The organism is Arhodomonas aquaeolei DSM 8974, from assembly GCF_000374645.1.
In the GTDB taxonomy this organism is placed as follows: Bacteria; Pseudomonadota; Gammaproteobacteria; order Nitrococcales; family Nitrococcaceae; genus Arhodomonas; species Arhodomonas aquaeolei.
Map to the genome: position 1 here is coordinate 24,488 of NZ_KB894815.1, position 12,358 is coordinate 36,845.

General features: G+C 69.7%; 16 protein-coding genes. 6 read left to right on the forward strand and 10 right to left on the reverse strand.

Features of this window, described 5'->3' with window-relative positions; all coding sequences use genetic code 11:
- Positions 1-151: 151 nt before the first annotated feature.
- Positions 152-760 carry a hypothetical protein gene (locus tag C516_RS0114340; RefSeq protein WP_018719103.1) on the forward strand — a complete coding sequence of 203 codons (609 nt, stop codon included), beginning with the start codon at positions 152-154 and terminating at the stop codon, positions 758-760.
- Here C516_RS0114340 and C516_RS0114345 read toward each other — a convergent pair.
- The 3 genes from C516_RS0114345 to C516_RS20900 form a co-directional block, all read right to left on the reverse strand.
- Positions 747-1,247, reverse strand: a complete 501-nt coding sequence (locus C516_RS0114345; protein WP_018719104.1) for a cupin domain-containing protein — start codon at positions 1,245-1,247, stop codon at positions 747-749. The genes C516_RS0114340 and C516_RS0114345 overlap by 14 nt on opposite strands.
- A 65-nt stretch (positions 1,248-1,312) precedes the next feature.
- A complete protein-coding gene (locus C516_RS0114350; RefSeq protein ID WP_018719105.1) occupies positions 1,313-1,681 on the reverse strand; it encodes a DUF4112 domain-containing protein in 369 nt (122 codons plus the stop codon).
- Positions 1,678-1,836, reverse strand: coding sequence for a YqaE/Pmp3 family membrane protein (locus C516_RS20900; RefSeq protein ID WP_018719106.1), 159 nt, complete (start codon positions 1,834-1,836; stop codon positions 1,678-1,680). Before C516_RS20900 ends, C516_RS0114350 begins: the two co-directional genes overlap by 4 nt.
- A 180-nt stretch (positions 1,837-2,016) precedes the next feature.
- On the opposite strand from C516_RS20900, the gene C516_RS0114360 reads away from it, so the two are divergent.
- Positions 2,017-2,652: a LysE family translocator gene (locus C516_RS0114360; protein ID WP_018719107.1), complete on the forward strand. Its 636-nt coding sequence runs from the start codon at positions 2,017-2,019 to the stop codon at positions 2,650-2,652.
- A 23-nt stretch (positions 2,653-2,675) separates the two neighbouring features.
- On the opposite strand, the gene C516_RS0114365 is transcribed toward C516_RS0114360, so the two are convergent.
- Complete coding sequence (locus C516_RS0114365; RefSeq protein WP_018719108.1) at positions 2,676-3,545, reverse strand: LysR family transcriptional regulator; 870 nt, start codon at positions 3,543-3,545, stop codon at positions 2,676-2,678.
- Between the two features lie 100 nt (positions 3,546-3,645).
- Here C516_RS0114365 and C516_RS0114370 point away from each other — a divergent pair, with 100 nt between their 5' ends.
- Positions 3,646-4,542, forward strand: coding sequence for a DMT family transporter (locus tag C516_RS0114370; protein WP_018719109.1), 897 nt, complete (start codon positions 3,646-3,648; stop codon positions 4,540-4,542).
- Positions 4,543-4,579: 37 nt separating this feature from the next.
- Here the strand turns inward: C516_RS0114370 and C516_RS0114375 are convergent, their stop codons facing one another.
- The 6 genes from C516_RS0114375 to C516_RS0114400 form a co-directional block, all read right to left on the reverse strand.
- The gene (locus C516_RS0114375) at positions 4,580-5,608 is read right to left on the reverse strand and encodes an aldo/keto reductase (protein WP_018719110.1); all 1,029 of its coding nucleotides are present in this window, start codon (positions 5,606-5,608) and stop codon (positions 4,580-4,582) included.
- Positions 5,609-5,741: 133 nt separating this feature from the next.
- Positions 5,742-6,179 (reverse strand): nucleoside deaminase, encoded by a 438-nt coding sequence (locus tag C516_RS0114380; protein WP_018719111.1) that lies wholly within the window; start codon positions 6,177-6,179, stop codon positions 5,742-5,744.
- Between the two features lie 40 nt (positions 6,180-6,219).
- Positions 6,220-6,702 (reverse strand): RES family NAD+ phosphorylase, encoded by a 483-nt coding sequence (locus C516_RS0114385; protein ID WP_018719112.1) that lies wholly within the window; start codon positions 6,700-6,702, stop codon positions 6,220-6,222.
- Positions 6,699-7,136, reverse strand: coding sequence for an antitoxin Xre/MbcA/ParS toxin-binding domain-containing protein (locus tag C516_RS0114390; protein ID WP_018719113.1), 438 nt, complete (start codon positions 7,134-7,136; stop codon positions 6,699-6,701). Before C516_RS0114390 ends, C516_RS0114385 begins: the two co-directional genes overlap by 4 nt.
- A gap of 64 nt (positions 7,137-7,200) precedes the next feature.
- Positions 7,201-7,620, reverse strand: a complete 420-nt coding sequence (locus C516_RS0114395; RefSeq protein WP_018719114.1) for a GNAT family N-acetyltransferase — start codon at positions 7,618-7,620, stop codon at positions 7,201-7,203.
- 113 nt (positions 7,621-7,733) lie between these two features.
- Positions 7,734-8,783 (reverse strand): cyclase family protein, encoded by a 1,050-nt coding sequence (locus C516_RS0114400; RefSeq protein ID WP_018719115.1) that lies wholly within the window; start codon positions 8,781-8,783, stop codon positions 7,734-7,736.
- 217 nt (positions 8,784-9,000) lie between these two features.
- Here C516_RS0114400 and C516_RS0114405 point away from each other — a divergent pair, with 217 nt between their 5' ends.
- The 3 genes from C516_RS0114405 (at position 9,001) to C516_RS0114415 (ending at position 12,357) form a co-directional block, all read left to right on the forward strand.
- Complete coding sequence (locus C516_RS0114405; RefSeq protein ID WP_018719116.1) at positions 9,001-9,948, forward strand: LysR family transcriptional regulator; 948 nt, start codon at positions 9,001-9,003, stop codon at positions 9,946-9,948.
- A gap of 112 nt (positions 9,949-10,060) precedes the next feature.
- A complete protein-coding gene (locus tag C516_RS0114410; RefSeq protein WP_156831260.1) occupies positions 10,061-11,380 on the forward strand; it encodes an ABC transporter substrate-binding protein in 1,320 nt (439 codons plus the stop codon).
- Between the two features lie 71 nt (positions 11,381-11,451).
- Complete coding sequence (locus C516_RS0114415) at positions 11,452-12,357, forward strand: branched-chain amino acid ABC transporter permease (RefSeq protein ID WP_018719118.1); 906 nt, start codon at positions 11,452-11,454, stop codon at positions 12,355-12,357.
- The last annotated feature ends 1 nt before the right edge of the window (position 12,358 follow it).

Sequence of the window (12,358 nt, forward strand, 5' to 3'; positions counted from 1 at the left end):
GTGACCGGGGCGCGCATCAGCGAATTTCATCCCAGCGCCTCCGCCAACCGCCGTCGACCTTGTGTAACCCCGCTGTCGTGGTGGTGTAGCACCCCGCCGCTAGCCTACGCCGACGGGCCCGGTATCAGGGCGGCGACACAGCGGAGGCACGATGACGCGGATGCACGTACACGCGCAGGGCGAGCGGCGGCTGTACCTGCGCAAGTACCTCCAGCAGGGCCGACGGGTGGCGTCGTTCGCGCCGTCAAGCCGTCACCTCGCCGCCGCGACCTGCCGGGGCGTGGACCCGGCGCGGCCGCAGCGGCTGCTCGAGCTCGGTGCCGGCACCGGGAGCATCACCCGTGCCGCTGCCGCACGGATGCATCCGGACAGCCGCCTCATCGCCGTGGAGCGCGACGCGGACTTCGCCGCGCTCGCCGCCTGGACCGTGCCCCGGGCGGAGGTGGTGGTCGCCGACGTCGCCGACCTCGACGCACTGCTGCGCGAGCGTGGCATCTCCCGGCTCGACGGCGTGCTCAGCGGGTTGCCCACGCCGAGCCTGCCGCCGGTGCTGCGCGAGCGGGTGTTCGCCGTTCTGGCCGAGCGGGGTGGTCCCTGGGTGAGCCAGATCACGGTGATGCCGTGGGTGTACTACGGTCTCTACCGTCGGTTCTTCCGCGCGGTGGCGTTCGAGCCGGTCTGGCGTAACCTGCCGCCGGGCGGGGTCTATCACTGCCGGGGGCCGCGTTGCGCGGCCCCCGCAGTCGTCACCCCCGGGTAAGCCGGTGGATCAGCGCCGCGTGCTCCGGGTGGGCGGCGGCGAGGGTGTCGCGTTCGGCCAGGGTCATGTCCGCGAAGTCGAAGCCCGGGGATACCGCCTCGCTGATGAACCCGTAACCGTGTCCGCCGGCGAGCAGCTCGGAGGCCTTCCACACCCCCCCGGGGACGGTGAGCTGCAGGCGCTGGCCGGCGCCCAGGTCGTGACCCATCTCCACCTGCTCCAGGCGTCCGTCCCGGTGGATGAGGTGATAGCGGACCGGATCGCCCATGTGGAAGTAGTGCACGATGTCCGAGCGGTTGCGGTGGAAGTGGCCGACCGGGGCGGCGGCGGTGAGCAGGTAGTGGATGGAGGTCATGGCGTGGCGCTCGCCCCCCGGTGTGAGCACCCGCGGCTGGGCATCCGCCTGGTAGGTCCGCCGGTAGTAGCCGCCTTCCACGTGGGGCTCCAGGGACAGGGCGTGGATGATCTCCTCGGCGGTGGCGGCCATGGTCTCCTCCGTTCGCGTGTGCTGCCGCGCCATGATAGCGGACCCGGGTGTCCGCGCCCGAGCGTTCATTCGCGGCGCCGCGCCGCCAGTGTCCGGCGGAGCAGGTCGACGTTGCGGCGGTTGGCGCGGAAGCCGGCGTCGAAGACATCGCCCGCCAGCGGGATGCTGCCCACCGCGAAGTCCACGGCGATGTTGGCGAGCATGCGCGCCAGTGTCCGCCGTCTCACCCCGAGGCGGCGGGCCTCCAACACGGGGTAGAGCGCCAGCACGGCCATCACGCCGTCGCCGATCCCCGGCAGCAGCCCGACCAGGGCGTCCGCACCGATCCGCCACGATGTGCCCGGGACGGGCAGCGCCGCGTCCATGAACACGGCGAAGCGCTCGAGACGGCGTAGGGCGGCGGCCTCGTCCCGTGGCCGGGCGTCGATGCTCACCGCCGCGCGATGATCCAGACCGCGTGCACGATGCCGGGGATGTAGCCGAGGATCGTGAGCAGGATGTTGATCCAGAACTGTCCGCCCAGGCCGACCTGGAGGAACACGCCGAGGGGCGGCAGCAGGATCGCGAAGATAATTCGTATCAGGTCCACAAGGCACCTCCTGCGAGGGTTGATAAGCGTCTTTCCGTGCCCCGTCATCCCGATTGACTAAATGAAGGCGGGATAATCGCTCTGCAAGGGGGCATCGTGATTCCCCCGAGGGGCCCGGCGTTCGCCGTGGAACGCGGTTCCGGTCAGGCTGGACTACCGCCGTATCCGCGAGGGCGTGTCATGATCCCACCGGGGGAGCTCCTGGTCTTCGCCGCCGCCGCGCTGGTGATGGTCCTCAGTCCGGGCCCGAACATGGTCTATCTGGTTTCCCGTTCGATCTGTCAGGGGCGGACCGCGGGCGTGTTCTCGCTGCTGGGCGTGATTGCCGGTTTCCTCGTCCACGTGCTCGCCGCCGCGGGCAGGCTGACCGCGCTGTTCCTGGCCGTGCCCCTTGCCTATGAGCTCGTTCGCTGGCTGGGTGCGGCGTACCTGCTCTATCTCGCCTGGCGGATGGTGCGCCCCGGCCCCGGCTTACTGTTCGAGGCCCGGACGCTGCCGGAGGAAAGCCCCCGGCGGCTGTTGCTGACGGGCTTTCTGACCAATGCCCTCAACCCCAAGATCGCGGTGTTCTACCTCTCGGTGTTCCCCCAGTTCGTCTCGCCGGCGTACGGGTCGCTGTTCACCCAGGGCGTGCTCCTGGGGCTGGTGCAGATCGCCGTCAGCCTGCCGGTGAACCTGGCGATCGTGCTGTCCGCGTCGACGCTCGCCGCCAGGTTGCGGCGCCGGCCGCTATGGCTGTCCGTGCAGCGCTACGTCATGGGGTTCGTGCTGGGGGCGCTGGCGGTGCGGCTGGTGACCGGACGGCGGAGCGCCTGAGCCGTCGTCGTCCGTCCAGGCCCTCAGTCTTCCCGGGGGCAGTGCTCGGCGACGATACCGGCGAGGAACGCCATGACCGCGGCCACGGGCGGTGCGCGGAACAGGTCCGGGTAGGTGACGAGCCAGATGGGGGCCGACGGGTGCGGCTGCTGCTGGGGCAGCCGTACCAGGCGGTCGTCCGCGTCGCCGATGAAGCGGGGCAGCGATACCGCGCCGAGGCCGGCCGCTGCTGCCTCCTGCTGCGCGAGCAGATCGCTGGAGCGGAAGACGACCGGCCGGTTGCCGACGACCGAACGCAGCCACTGCTGCTGGGTGACGTGCTCGTAGGTGTCGTCGTAGCCGATGAAGGACCACTCTGCGCCGGGGCGTGCGGCGTAGCCCGGGGGGCCGTAGAGTCCGAATGCCATGCTGCCGGCCCGCCGGGCGAGCAGTTCGCCCTCTGTGGGCTCGACGAGCCGGATCGCCAATTCGGCCTCGCCCCGGTCCAGCTGTGCGATCTCCGGGGTGACGGCCAGCGTCAGCGTGATCTCCGGATGGTCGCGGTGAAACGCCGGCAGGGATGGTGCCACCAGCCGGGTCGCGACCGCCGGCGAGGCGCTGACGCGGACCTCCGTAGTCGCCGCGCCGGCGCGGGCGTCGAGGTAGTGTCCGAGCTGGACCATGCCGCGTTCGGCGAGTGCGGCCCGGTCGAGCAGGGCCTCGCCCTCCCGTGTCAGACGCACGCTGCGCGGCAGGCGGTGGACAAGCTTGACGTCCAGTGCCGCCTCCAGCGCCGCTATGCGGCGGCTGACCGTCGCGTGGTCAACGCCCAGCGCCCTGGCAGCGCCCGAGAGCGAGCCGCCGTGTGCGAGGGCCAGGAAGTGCTGGAGATCCTGCCAGTCGAATTTGCGCATATCTGCACAATAATATGCAAATTTGGTGAATTTTTGCGCGTTACCCCCCCGTGCTTCAATCCCGTGACCCTTATGGCAAGTGATCGGGAGGCCGTTACCCATGGCCGAGACAAGCGGGGCCGTCCCGGCCCATCCCCGGCGGCTGATGGCGCTGGCACCCTGCGTGTTCGTCCTGCTCTGGTCTGCGGGTTTCCCCGTGGCCAAGGTCGCGCTGCACGCGTCGTCGCCGTTCGTGCTGCTGGAGCTGCGTTACCTCTGCGCCGCTGGGGCGATGGCGGTGCTGTTCGCAATCCTGCGCCCGGCGCTGCCCCGGGGGGCACAGCAGTGGCGCGACGTGGCGGTCGTGGGTGTGCTGGTGCAGGTGGTGTACTTCGGGCTGACCTACCTGTCGCTGTATAGCGGGGCCTCCGCCACCGTGGTCGCCCTGATCGTCTCGCTCCAGCCGATACTGGTGGCGGTGTTCGCCCCGGTGGTGGTCGGCGAGCGTGTGCGTGCCGGACAGTGGTGCGGGCTGGTACTGGGCCTCGCCGGCGCGATGACGGTGATTCTCGCCGGTGGCGGCCGCACGAGCCTGACCCCTGCCGGTGTCGCACTGGCCGTGGGGGCGCTGGCGGGGATCGTCGCCGCCATGCTCTACGAGAGACGCTTCGGCGTGGGGCATCACCCCGTCAGCGTGAACCTGATCCAGTACGCCCTCGGTGCGGCGCTGTGTCTCCCCCTGGTCTTCCTCGGGGAAGGCCACCTGGAATGGACGGTGCCGTTCGCCGCCGCGCTCGGGTATCTCGTGATCGGGAACTCCCTCGTCGCGGTCACCCTGTTGCTCGCCATGACCCGGGCGGGACAGGTCGCCCGGGTGGCGTCACTGTTCTTCTTCGTGCCGCCGATGGCTGCCGTGATCGCCCGGGTCGTGCTGGGCGAGGCCGTGACGCCCGCCGGATGGCTGGGCATCGCCGTCGCCAGCGCAGGCGTGTCACTGGCGACCCGGCGGCGTGCCTGAGACGCCGTCCGGGTCCCGGTGACCGGTTTCGCGGACGCTAGCGGCTGGCGTTCTGGCGCTCGACCATCCACTCCGGGTAGATGGGGTCCGGCCGGGTGACCTCGTCCAGCCGCCGGATCTGCTCGTCGCTGAGGGTGAGCTCGGCGGCCTCGAGGTTGTCCTCGAGCTGCTCCATGCGCTTGGCGCCGACGATCACGCTGCTTACCCCGGGCTGTGCCAGCAGCCAGGCGAGGGCGACGCGGGGGATGGTGCTGCCGGTCTCGCCGGCGACGGCCTCCAGCGTGTCGATCGCATCCCAGACGCGTTCGCGGTCGATGGGCGGGAAGTCGAAGCCGCTGCGCCGCGCGTCCTCCGGGGCGGTGTTGTCCCGGCGGAACTTGCCGCTGAGCATGCCCCCGGCCAGGGGCGACCACGGCAGCACCCCGAGGCCCTGCTCCCGGCACAGCGGCAGCAGCTCGTGCTCCAGCTCGCGCCCGACCAGGGCGTAGTACGCCTGCAGGGAGACGAAGCGCTCCATGCCGTGGGCCTCCGCCAGGGTCAGCGCCCGGGCCAGGTGGCGGGCCGGCCAGTTGGAGCAGCCGGTGTAGAGCACCTTGCCCTGGCGGACCAGGTCGTCGAGGGCGCGCAGGACCTCCTCGACATCGGTGCGTACGTCCCAGCCGTGGACCTGGTAGAGGTCGATATGGTCGGTGCCAAGGCGCCGCAGGCTCGCCTCGCAGGCGGCCATGATGTGCTTGCGCGAGAGTCCGACGTTGTTCGGGTCGCCCCGGCCTTCGGCCGCGGCGGGGCTCATCGGGCCGCGGACCTTGGTGGCGATCACGGCCTGGTCGCGGTCGATGCCGACGTTGCGCAGCGACCGCCCGAGGATCTCCTCGGACTCGCCGAAGGAGTAGACGTCGGCGGTGTCGAACAGGTTGATGCCGGCCTCCCAGGCCCGGGCGACCATGCGGTCGGCGCCGTCCTGGCCGACCTCGGCGATGTTGATGAAGTTGGAGCCGAAGGTCATCGTCCCCAGGCTGAGCGGCGAGACCTTGAGGCCGGTGCGGCCGAGCTGGCGGTATTCCATGCTGCCTCCGTTGGCGTGGGGCCCGGGCCCGTGGCGGTGGCACGGGCCGAGAGGGATTCACCGGAAAGGGATGGATGCCACCCGGCCGTGATTCAAGCGTGTCCGTGTCACGCCGGGTCGAGGTGGCCGCGCCTCACACGCCGATGTCCTCGTTCCAGAGCTCGGGGCGCTCGCGGATGAACGCGCTCATGAGCTCGATGCACGCCGTCTCCTGCAGGACCTCCACGGTGACACCCCGTGAGCGCAGCAGTGCCTCTTCGCCGGTGAAGGTCCGGTTCTCACCGATGATCACCCGGGGGATGCCGTAGAGCAGGATGGCGCCGGTGCACATGGGGCACGGCGACAGCGTGGTGTAGAGGGTGCTGGCGCGGTAGGCCGATGCGGGCAGGCGGCCGGCGTTCTCCAGTGCGTCCATCTCGGCGTGGCGGATCGCGCTGCCGTCCTGGACCCGGCGGTTGTGGCCGCGGCCGATGATGCGGCCGTCGCGCACGAGCACGGAGCCGATGGGGATGCCGCCCTCGCGGTAGCCCTGACGGGCCTCGTCCAGTGCGGCCTGCATGAATGCGTCCATGGTCTGTCTCCTGGTCGGCCGCCCCGGCGGCGGGCCGGTCTCACTCGGCGAACAGCCGGTCGTCCCACCATACCGGGGTCGGCAGGCCGTGGCCGATGCGTTCGAACTCCTCGTGGTCCGGGTTGATGACCACGTTGTGCTCCACCCGGGCGACGAACGAGGGCACCAGCAGGACCGCGGAGCGGCGCTCGGCGGCCCAGCGCGCACCGAACCCGGCGGACACGGAGGGCTCGGGGGTGTCCCAGCCAGGCAGCGCGTCCTTGGTGACCATCTCGTAGCTCAACCCGTGGGGCAGGGTGATCTCGATGAAGTGCTGGTTCGGGGGCATTAGCCCGCCGGCATGCACGAGCTTCTCCAGCATGGCGGTGGAGTAGTGCTCGCAGGCGTAGATCACGGGGGTGGTGGCGGTGTTCCAGCGCCCGGGGTAGCGCCGCGAGCCGGTGGCGTCGTAGATCGGGTAGTCGCCGTCCGGATCGCCGATGCGGTAGGCGCTCAGCGTCCGGTCTAGGCGCTGGACGCTCACGCCGCGGAGCCGTACTTGAGCCGCCCGAGGATGTGCTCAACCGCCTCGGCGCCGACGCTGCTCTCCACGGCCAGTGCCAGCGGCGTCCGGCCCTCCAGCAGCGGGTGGGGCTGGTGGAGGAAGCGCCGGGCGTGGTCCTCGTCGCGGTAGACGTCCAGCGCCATGCGCCATACGCCCGCCGTGCGTGCGAGCTTTTCGCTCTCGTAGGCGCTCAGTGGACGTTTTTCCCGCCGGCGCCGCTTGAGGGTGGCGCGGGAGACGATCATCTCCGGGAACGCCTTGTCCCCAGGGGCGATCTCCTGCGCGAGACGGTCCAGCGCCGATACCGACAGCCCGTGAACGAGCTCCTCGGACAGGCTCAGGTGGGACAGGCCGGCGGGATCGGGCAGGCCGAGCAGTTCGCCCAGCTGCTGGACCTCGGTGTGGGCGGACATGGCGTACCTCCGTTCATGTGATCCCGAATATAGGCTCACTTGGTACCTTTTCCAAGGGGCGGGGTCACGACGACAGGGCATCGTCCCTGGTGAGCACCCAGCAGCGGGGCTGGCGGGTCAGCCCGATATGCTCGTAGTAGCTGTCGGCGCCGGGGGCCGCGATCAGGAACACCCGGCAGCGCGGACCAAGCCCGTCGCGGGTAAGCGCCAGGAGCCGGCGGCCGATGCCACGACCCTGCCAGGCACGGTCGACCGCGAGGTCCGAGAGGTAGCAGGCGTAATGGAAGTCGGTCACCGAGCGGGCGACGCCCACGAGTCGTCCGCCGGCCCAGGCGGAGACGGTGAGGTCGGCGTTGTCGAGCATGCCGGCAATGCAGTCCGGGTCGTCCACCGGCCGTCGTTCGCCCAGGGAGGAGGCGTTGAGCAGCGCGGTGAACTGGGCAGTGGTGACCGGGGTGTCGGTGCGGTATTCCACGTCGGGCATCCGGGGTTCCTGCTGGTGTCCGCCGGCGGTGTGCCGGTCCGCCCCGAGTTTATGGCCGGTGATCCCCGGGCCGCCAGCAGGGCGGCGATGCCTCGGCACCGCCGCCCTCGCTCCTACTTGATGGCGATGGGGTTCACCGGTGCACCGGTGCCGCCCTCGACCTGCAGCGGTGCCGCGGCGAACATGAAGGTGTACTGCCCGTCCTCGGCGCTGTCGTCGGCGAGTCCTTCCAGCCAGTAGATCTCGGAGAGGACGACGCCGAGGTCGCGGATCAGCGCCCCGTGGAGCGGGATCACGACGGTGTCGCCGTCGATCTCCTGCACCACCTTCTCCACGCCCAGGTTGTCCGCGGCGATCATCGGGGTCTCCATGTCGGCGAACCACTGCACCATCTCGTGGCTATAGCACAGGCCCGGCTCCGACATGGCGTCCCACTCGCTGTTGGTCTTCTCGTCGAAATAGCGGGCCATGGAGCCGGTGCGCACGATGACGATGTCCCGCTTGCCGATGGTGGTGCCCTGGGCCTCGGCCGTGGCCTTCAGGTCCGCCAGGGTGATGCACTCGCCGTTGTCCAGGCGGGTGTCGTCGCCGCCCATGTGGCGGCCGACGTCGAGCAGCACCGCCCGGCCCACCACGCCGCGTTTGCCGATAGCGGCGACGTCCGCGTGGCTGTGGCCGTCCACGGTGGTCTCGGCGGAGACACCGCCGTAGATCCGCTCGCCGTACCAGGCGTGGCCCAGGGCATCGACGTGGGTGGTGCCCTGCAGATACATGAAGGCGACGTCGTCGGAGAACTTCACGCCGCCGGGCAGCGGGTCCTTCTTGCCCGCGGCGAAGGTGCTCTCGTCCTGGGACATGTAATGCATCATCGGGATGCGCCCGGGGAAGACCGGGCCGAAGTTGTGGCTCATCGGGATCTGCAGCGAGAAGATCTCGCCGCCGGAGACGGCGGCCGCGCCGTTCTTCACCTGCTCGGCGCCGAGGTAGTTGAGCGCACCGACCTGGTCGTCGTCGCCCCACTGGCCCCAGGATTTCGGGGCGTCCGCCTGCAGGCGCTCCATCGGGGTCTCGGCGAACGCGGGGGCCGTGGCCGCCAGGCCAAGCACTGCGGCGGCCGCGAGCGCCAGGGGACGCGCGGCGATGGTAATGCCGTGACTGGACATGGTTTCTCTCCTGTAGAGTCGATAGTTGTTGTACTGCCCGCCGTTACGGCGGACGGGGTGCCGGTTCCGTCGGGGTATCCGCGGCACCTGTGCTGGAGCATAATTCAGGATTTCTATTGTGCTCGCTGATATTGATACAAAATTCCTATAGGCGGGATAGGTTATCGGCGTCGCCCGGGCGAGGGGCCGGGCAACACCGCTGTGAGGAGAGCATCCGATGGACCTGAGGCAGCTGCGCTATTTCGTGGCGATCGTGGAGAGCGGCTCCATCAAGCGGGCCGCGATGTCGCTGTATGTCGCCCAGCCGTCGCTCAGCCAGCACGTGCGCAACCTGGAGGAGGAGCTGGGCGTGACCCTGCTCACCCGCTCCGCCCGCGGGGTCTCGCCGACGGAGGCGGGCGTGGAGCTGCTCGGCTACGCGCGCAGCATCCTCTCCCAGCTGGAGCAGGCGCGGGAGGCGCTGCGTGCGGGCAGCGTCGACCCCCACGGGAGCGTGCGCCTGGGGCTGCCCAACTCGGTGAGCCTGGTGCTCGGCGTGCCGCTGGTGGAGATGGCCCATCACGAGCTGCCCAATGTCTCCCTGCGGGTGGTCGAGAGCATGAGCGGCTATATCCTGGACTGGCTGCGCGCCGGCCAGCTCGACCTCGCCATGCTCTACGGCGTGCAGCGCTCCCCGGGTATTTCCGCCCGGCAGCTGCTCACCGAGGACCTCTACCTGGTCAGCCTCCCCGGGGCCGGCCGCGACGATGAGACGGTGGACATGCAGGAGCTCGAGCGCTTCGAGCTGATCCTGCCCGCCCGTCCCCACGGCCTGCGCGAGCTGGTGGAGAAGGCCGCCCGGGACAACGGCGTGCGGCTGTGGATCCGCACCGAGATCGACGCCCTCACCCAGATCAAGGCGCTGGTGCGCCGCGGGCTCGGACAGGCGGTGCTCTCGCACTCCGCGGTCTACGAGGAGCTCTCCCGCGGTGAGCTGGTGGCGCGGCGCATCGTCAATCCTGCTATCGATCGCACGGTCTACGTCGCCGAGCCCTCGGACCGCCCGATCTCCCATGCCGCCCGCGCGGTGGCGGAGCTGCTCACCCACTGCGCCCGCGGGCTGGTGGAGGACGGGCGCTGGCGCGGTGAGCTCTGCGATACCCAGGGGTATGCGGCAAAACGATAGCCGGGATCAAAAATATATAATTGAGATATTCCTCTCCTCGGCCATGCTTGTCCGGAGTCGCCGCCCCACGGGGAGCGACCAGAACGAACAACCTCGCTGGAGGAGAGAGATGATGGGTACGAGCAATCCGCTGCGCCCGCTGGGGCGCGCATTCCTCGCCGGCGTCTGCGCGCTCGGCATCGGCACGGCCGGCGCCGCCGACAAGCCAGAGCAGATCGACATCGGCATTTCCGCGTTCCTCTCGGGCCCGGCCTCCGTGTTCGGTGAGCCCGCCCGTGCCGCCGCCGAGATCATGGCCGAGCGGATCAACGCCAACGGCGGGATCCACGGCGTGCCGGTCAATCTGAGCTTCATCGACGAGGGGGCGGGCAGTGCGCATCTGCTCTCCGAGTACCGTCGGCTGGTGCAGAGTGAGGACTATGACGTCATGTTCGCCTCGATCTCCAGCGGCAACTGCCTGAAGGTGGCGCCGCTCGCCGAGGACCTCGAAGTGATCAACCTGATGTGGGACTGCGGCACCCAGCGGGTGTTCGAGGAGGGCGACTACAACTACGTCTTCCGCACGCAGGCGAACGCGACCCCCGAGATGCTGGCCTCGGTGCTGTATCTGCTGAAGACCCACCCCGACTTCGAGACCATCGCCGTCGTCAACCAGGACTACGCCTGGGGCCGCGACTCCTGGAATATTTTCCGCACCGCCCTGCAGACCCTGAAGCCGGACGTCGAGGTGGTTGCCGAGTTCTTCCCCAAGTTCGGGACCCCGGACTTCTCCACCGAGATCACGCGGCTGCTGGCGATGCGCCCGGACGTGGTGCTCTCCACCTCCTGGGGTGGCGATCTCGACAACTTCGTGCGCCAGGCCAAGCAGCGCGGGCTCGACGAGCGCTCGACGCTGGTGCTGCCCCTCGCCGAGAGCTCGCTGGAGCGCCTGGGTGAGGACATGCCCACCGGGGCGATCGTCGGTGCCCGTGGCGATCACTACTATGCCCATCCCGGCTATGCCGACGACGAGAAGTTCAACGAGTTCGTGAGCAGCTTCCGCGAGAAGACCGGCAACGTGCCGATCTACTCCGCCTTCCACATGGTCCAGGCGTTCGACGCGCTTCAGGCCGCCTACGACCGCGCCATCGAGGCCAACGGCGGCGAGTGGCCGGACACCGAGGCCCTGGCCGATGCCTTCGAGGGTCTGAGCTTCCGCGGTGCGACCAGCGAGATCACCATCCGCCCGGCGGATCACCAGGGCCTGGAGGACCAGATGCTCGGCACCGCCAAGCAGGTCGAGGGCAAGGACATCGCCGAGCTCTGCGACATCACGGTCTTCCCTGCCGAGGCGATCACGACCCCGGCCGGCGAGGATTCCACCGAGTGGCTCAAGGGCCTGTCGGCGGACCTCCTGGACACCGACGTCACCACCTATCCGGGCTGCCACTAAGCCCGGCGGATCGACGACGGCCTGATCGCGGGGCGCTCCGGCGCCCCGCGGCCTGAAGCGGGAGGGGAACCGTGGACCTCATCATCTTCACGCTCGCCGTGCTCGACGGCCTGGCGTATGCCTCGCAGGTCTTCATGGTGGCGGTCGGGATGACGCTGATCTTCGGCGTGATGCGCATCCTCAACATCGCCCACGGCGGCTTCTACGCCATCGGCGCGTACCTGTCGGCGGGCATCGGCCTGGCGATCGCCTCCGCCGGGCTCAGCCCCTGGCTGCACCTGCCGGCGCTGGTCATCGGCGCGGCGATGGCCGGCGGCGTGCTCGGGCTGGTCATCGAGCGCTTCGTGCTGCGCTACATCTACGTCAAGGAGGAGGTGCTGCAGCTGCTGGTCACCTTCGCCATCTTCATGATCCTCGAGGACGTCCAGCGCCTGGTCTTCGGCGTGCAGCCCTACGCGGCGAGCAGCCTGGTCGACGCGATGGGCACCATCAACGTGCTCGGCATCCCCTACAACGCCTACCAGGTGCTGCTGCTGCCCGGTGTGGCCGTGCTCACGCTGGTAGGGCTGCGGTGGTTCCTGCATCACACCCTGCTCGGCCACCTCATCACCGCCACCGCCGAGGACCGCGAGGCGGCGACGGCCATGGGGGTGAACGCCAACCGGGTGTTCCTGCTGACCTTCACCATCGGCACCGTGCTGGCCGCCCTGGGCGGCGCTTTCGCGGCGCCGACCACGGCGGTGCAGCTCGGCATGGGCGCGGACATGATCGTGCTCTCCTTCGCGGTGGTGGTCACCGCGGGCCTGGGGCAGGTCGAGGGGGCCGCGGTCACCGCGGTGCTGATCGGCCTGGGGCGCTCGTTCGCGATCTACCTGATGCCCGAGCTCGACGTGCTGATGCCCTACTTCATCATGATGCTCGTGCTGCTGGTCCGTCCCAACGGGCTGTTCGGCACGGTCCAGACGAGGAAGATCTGAC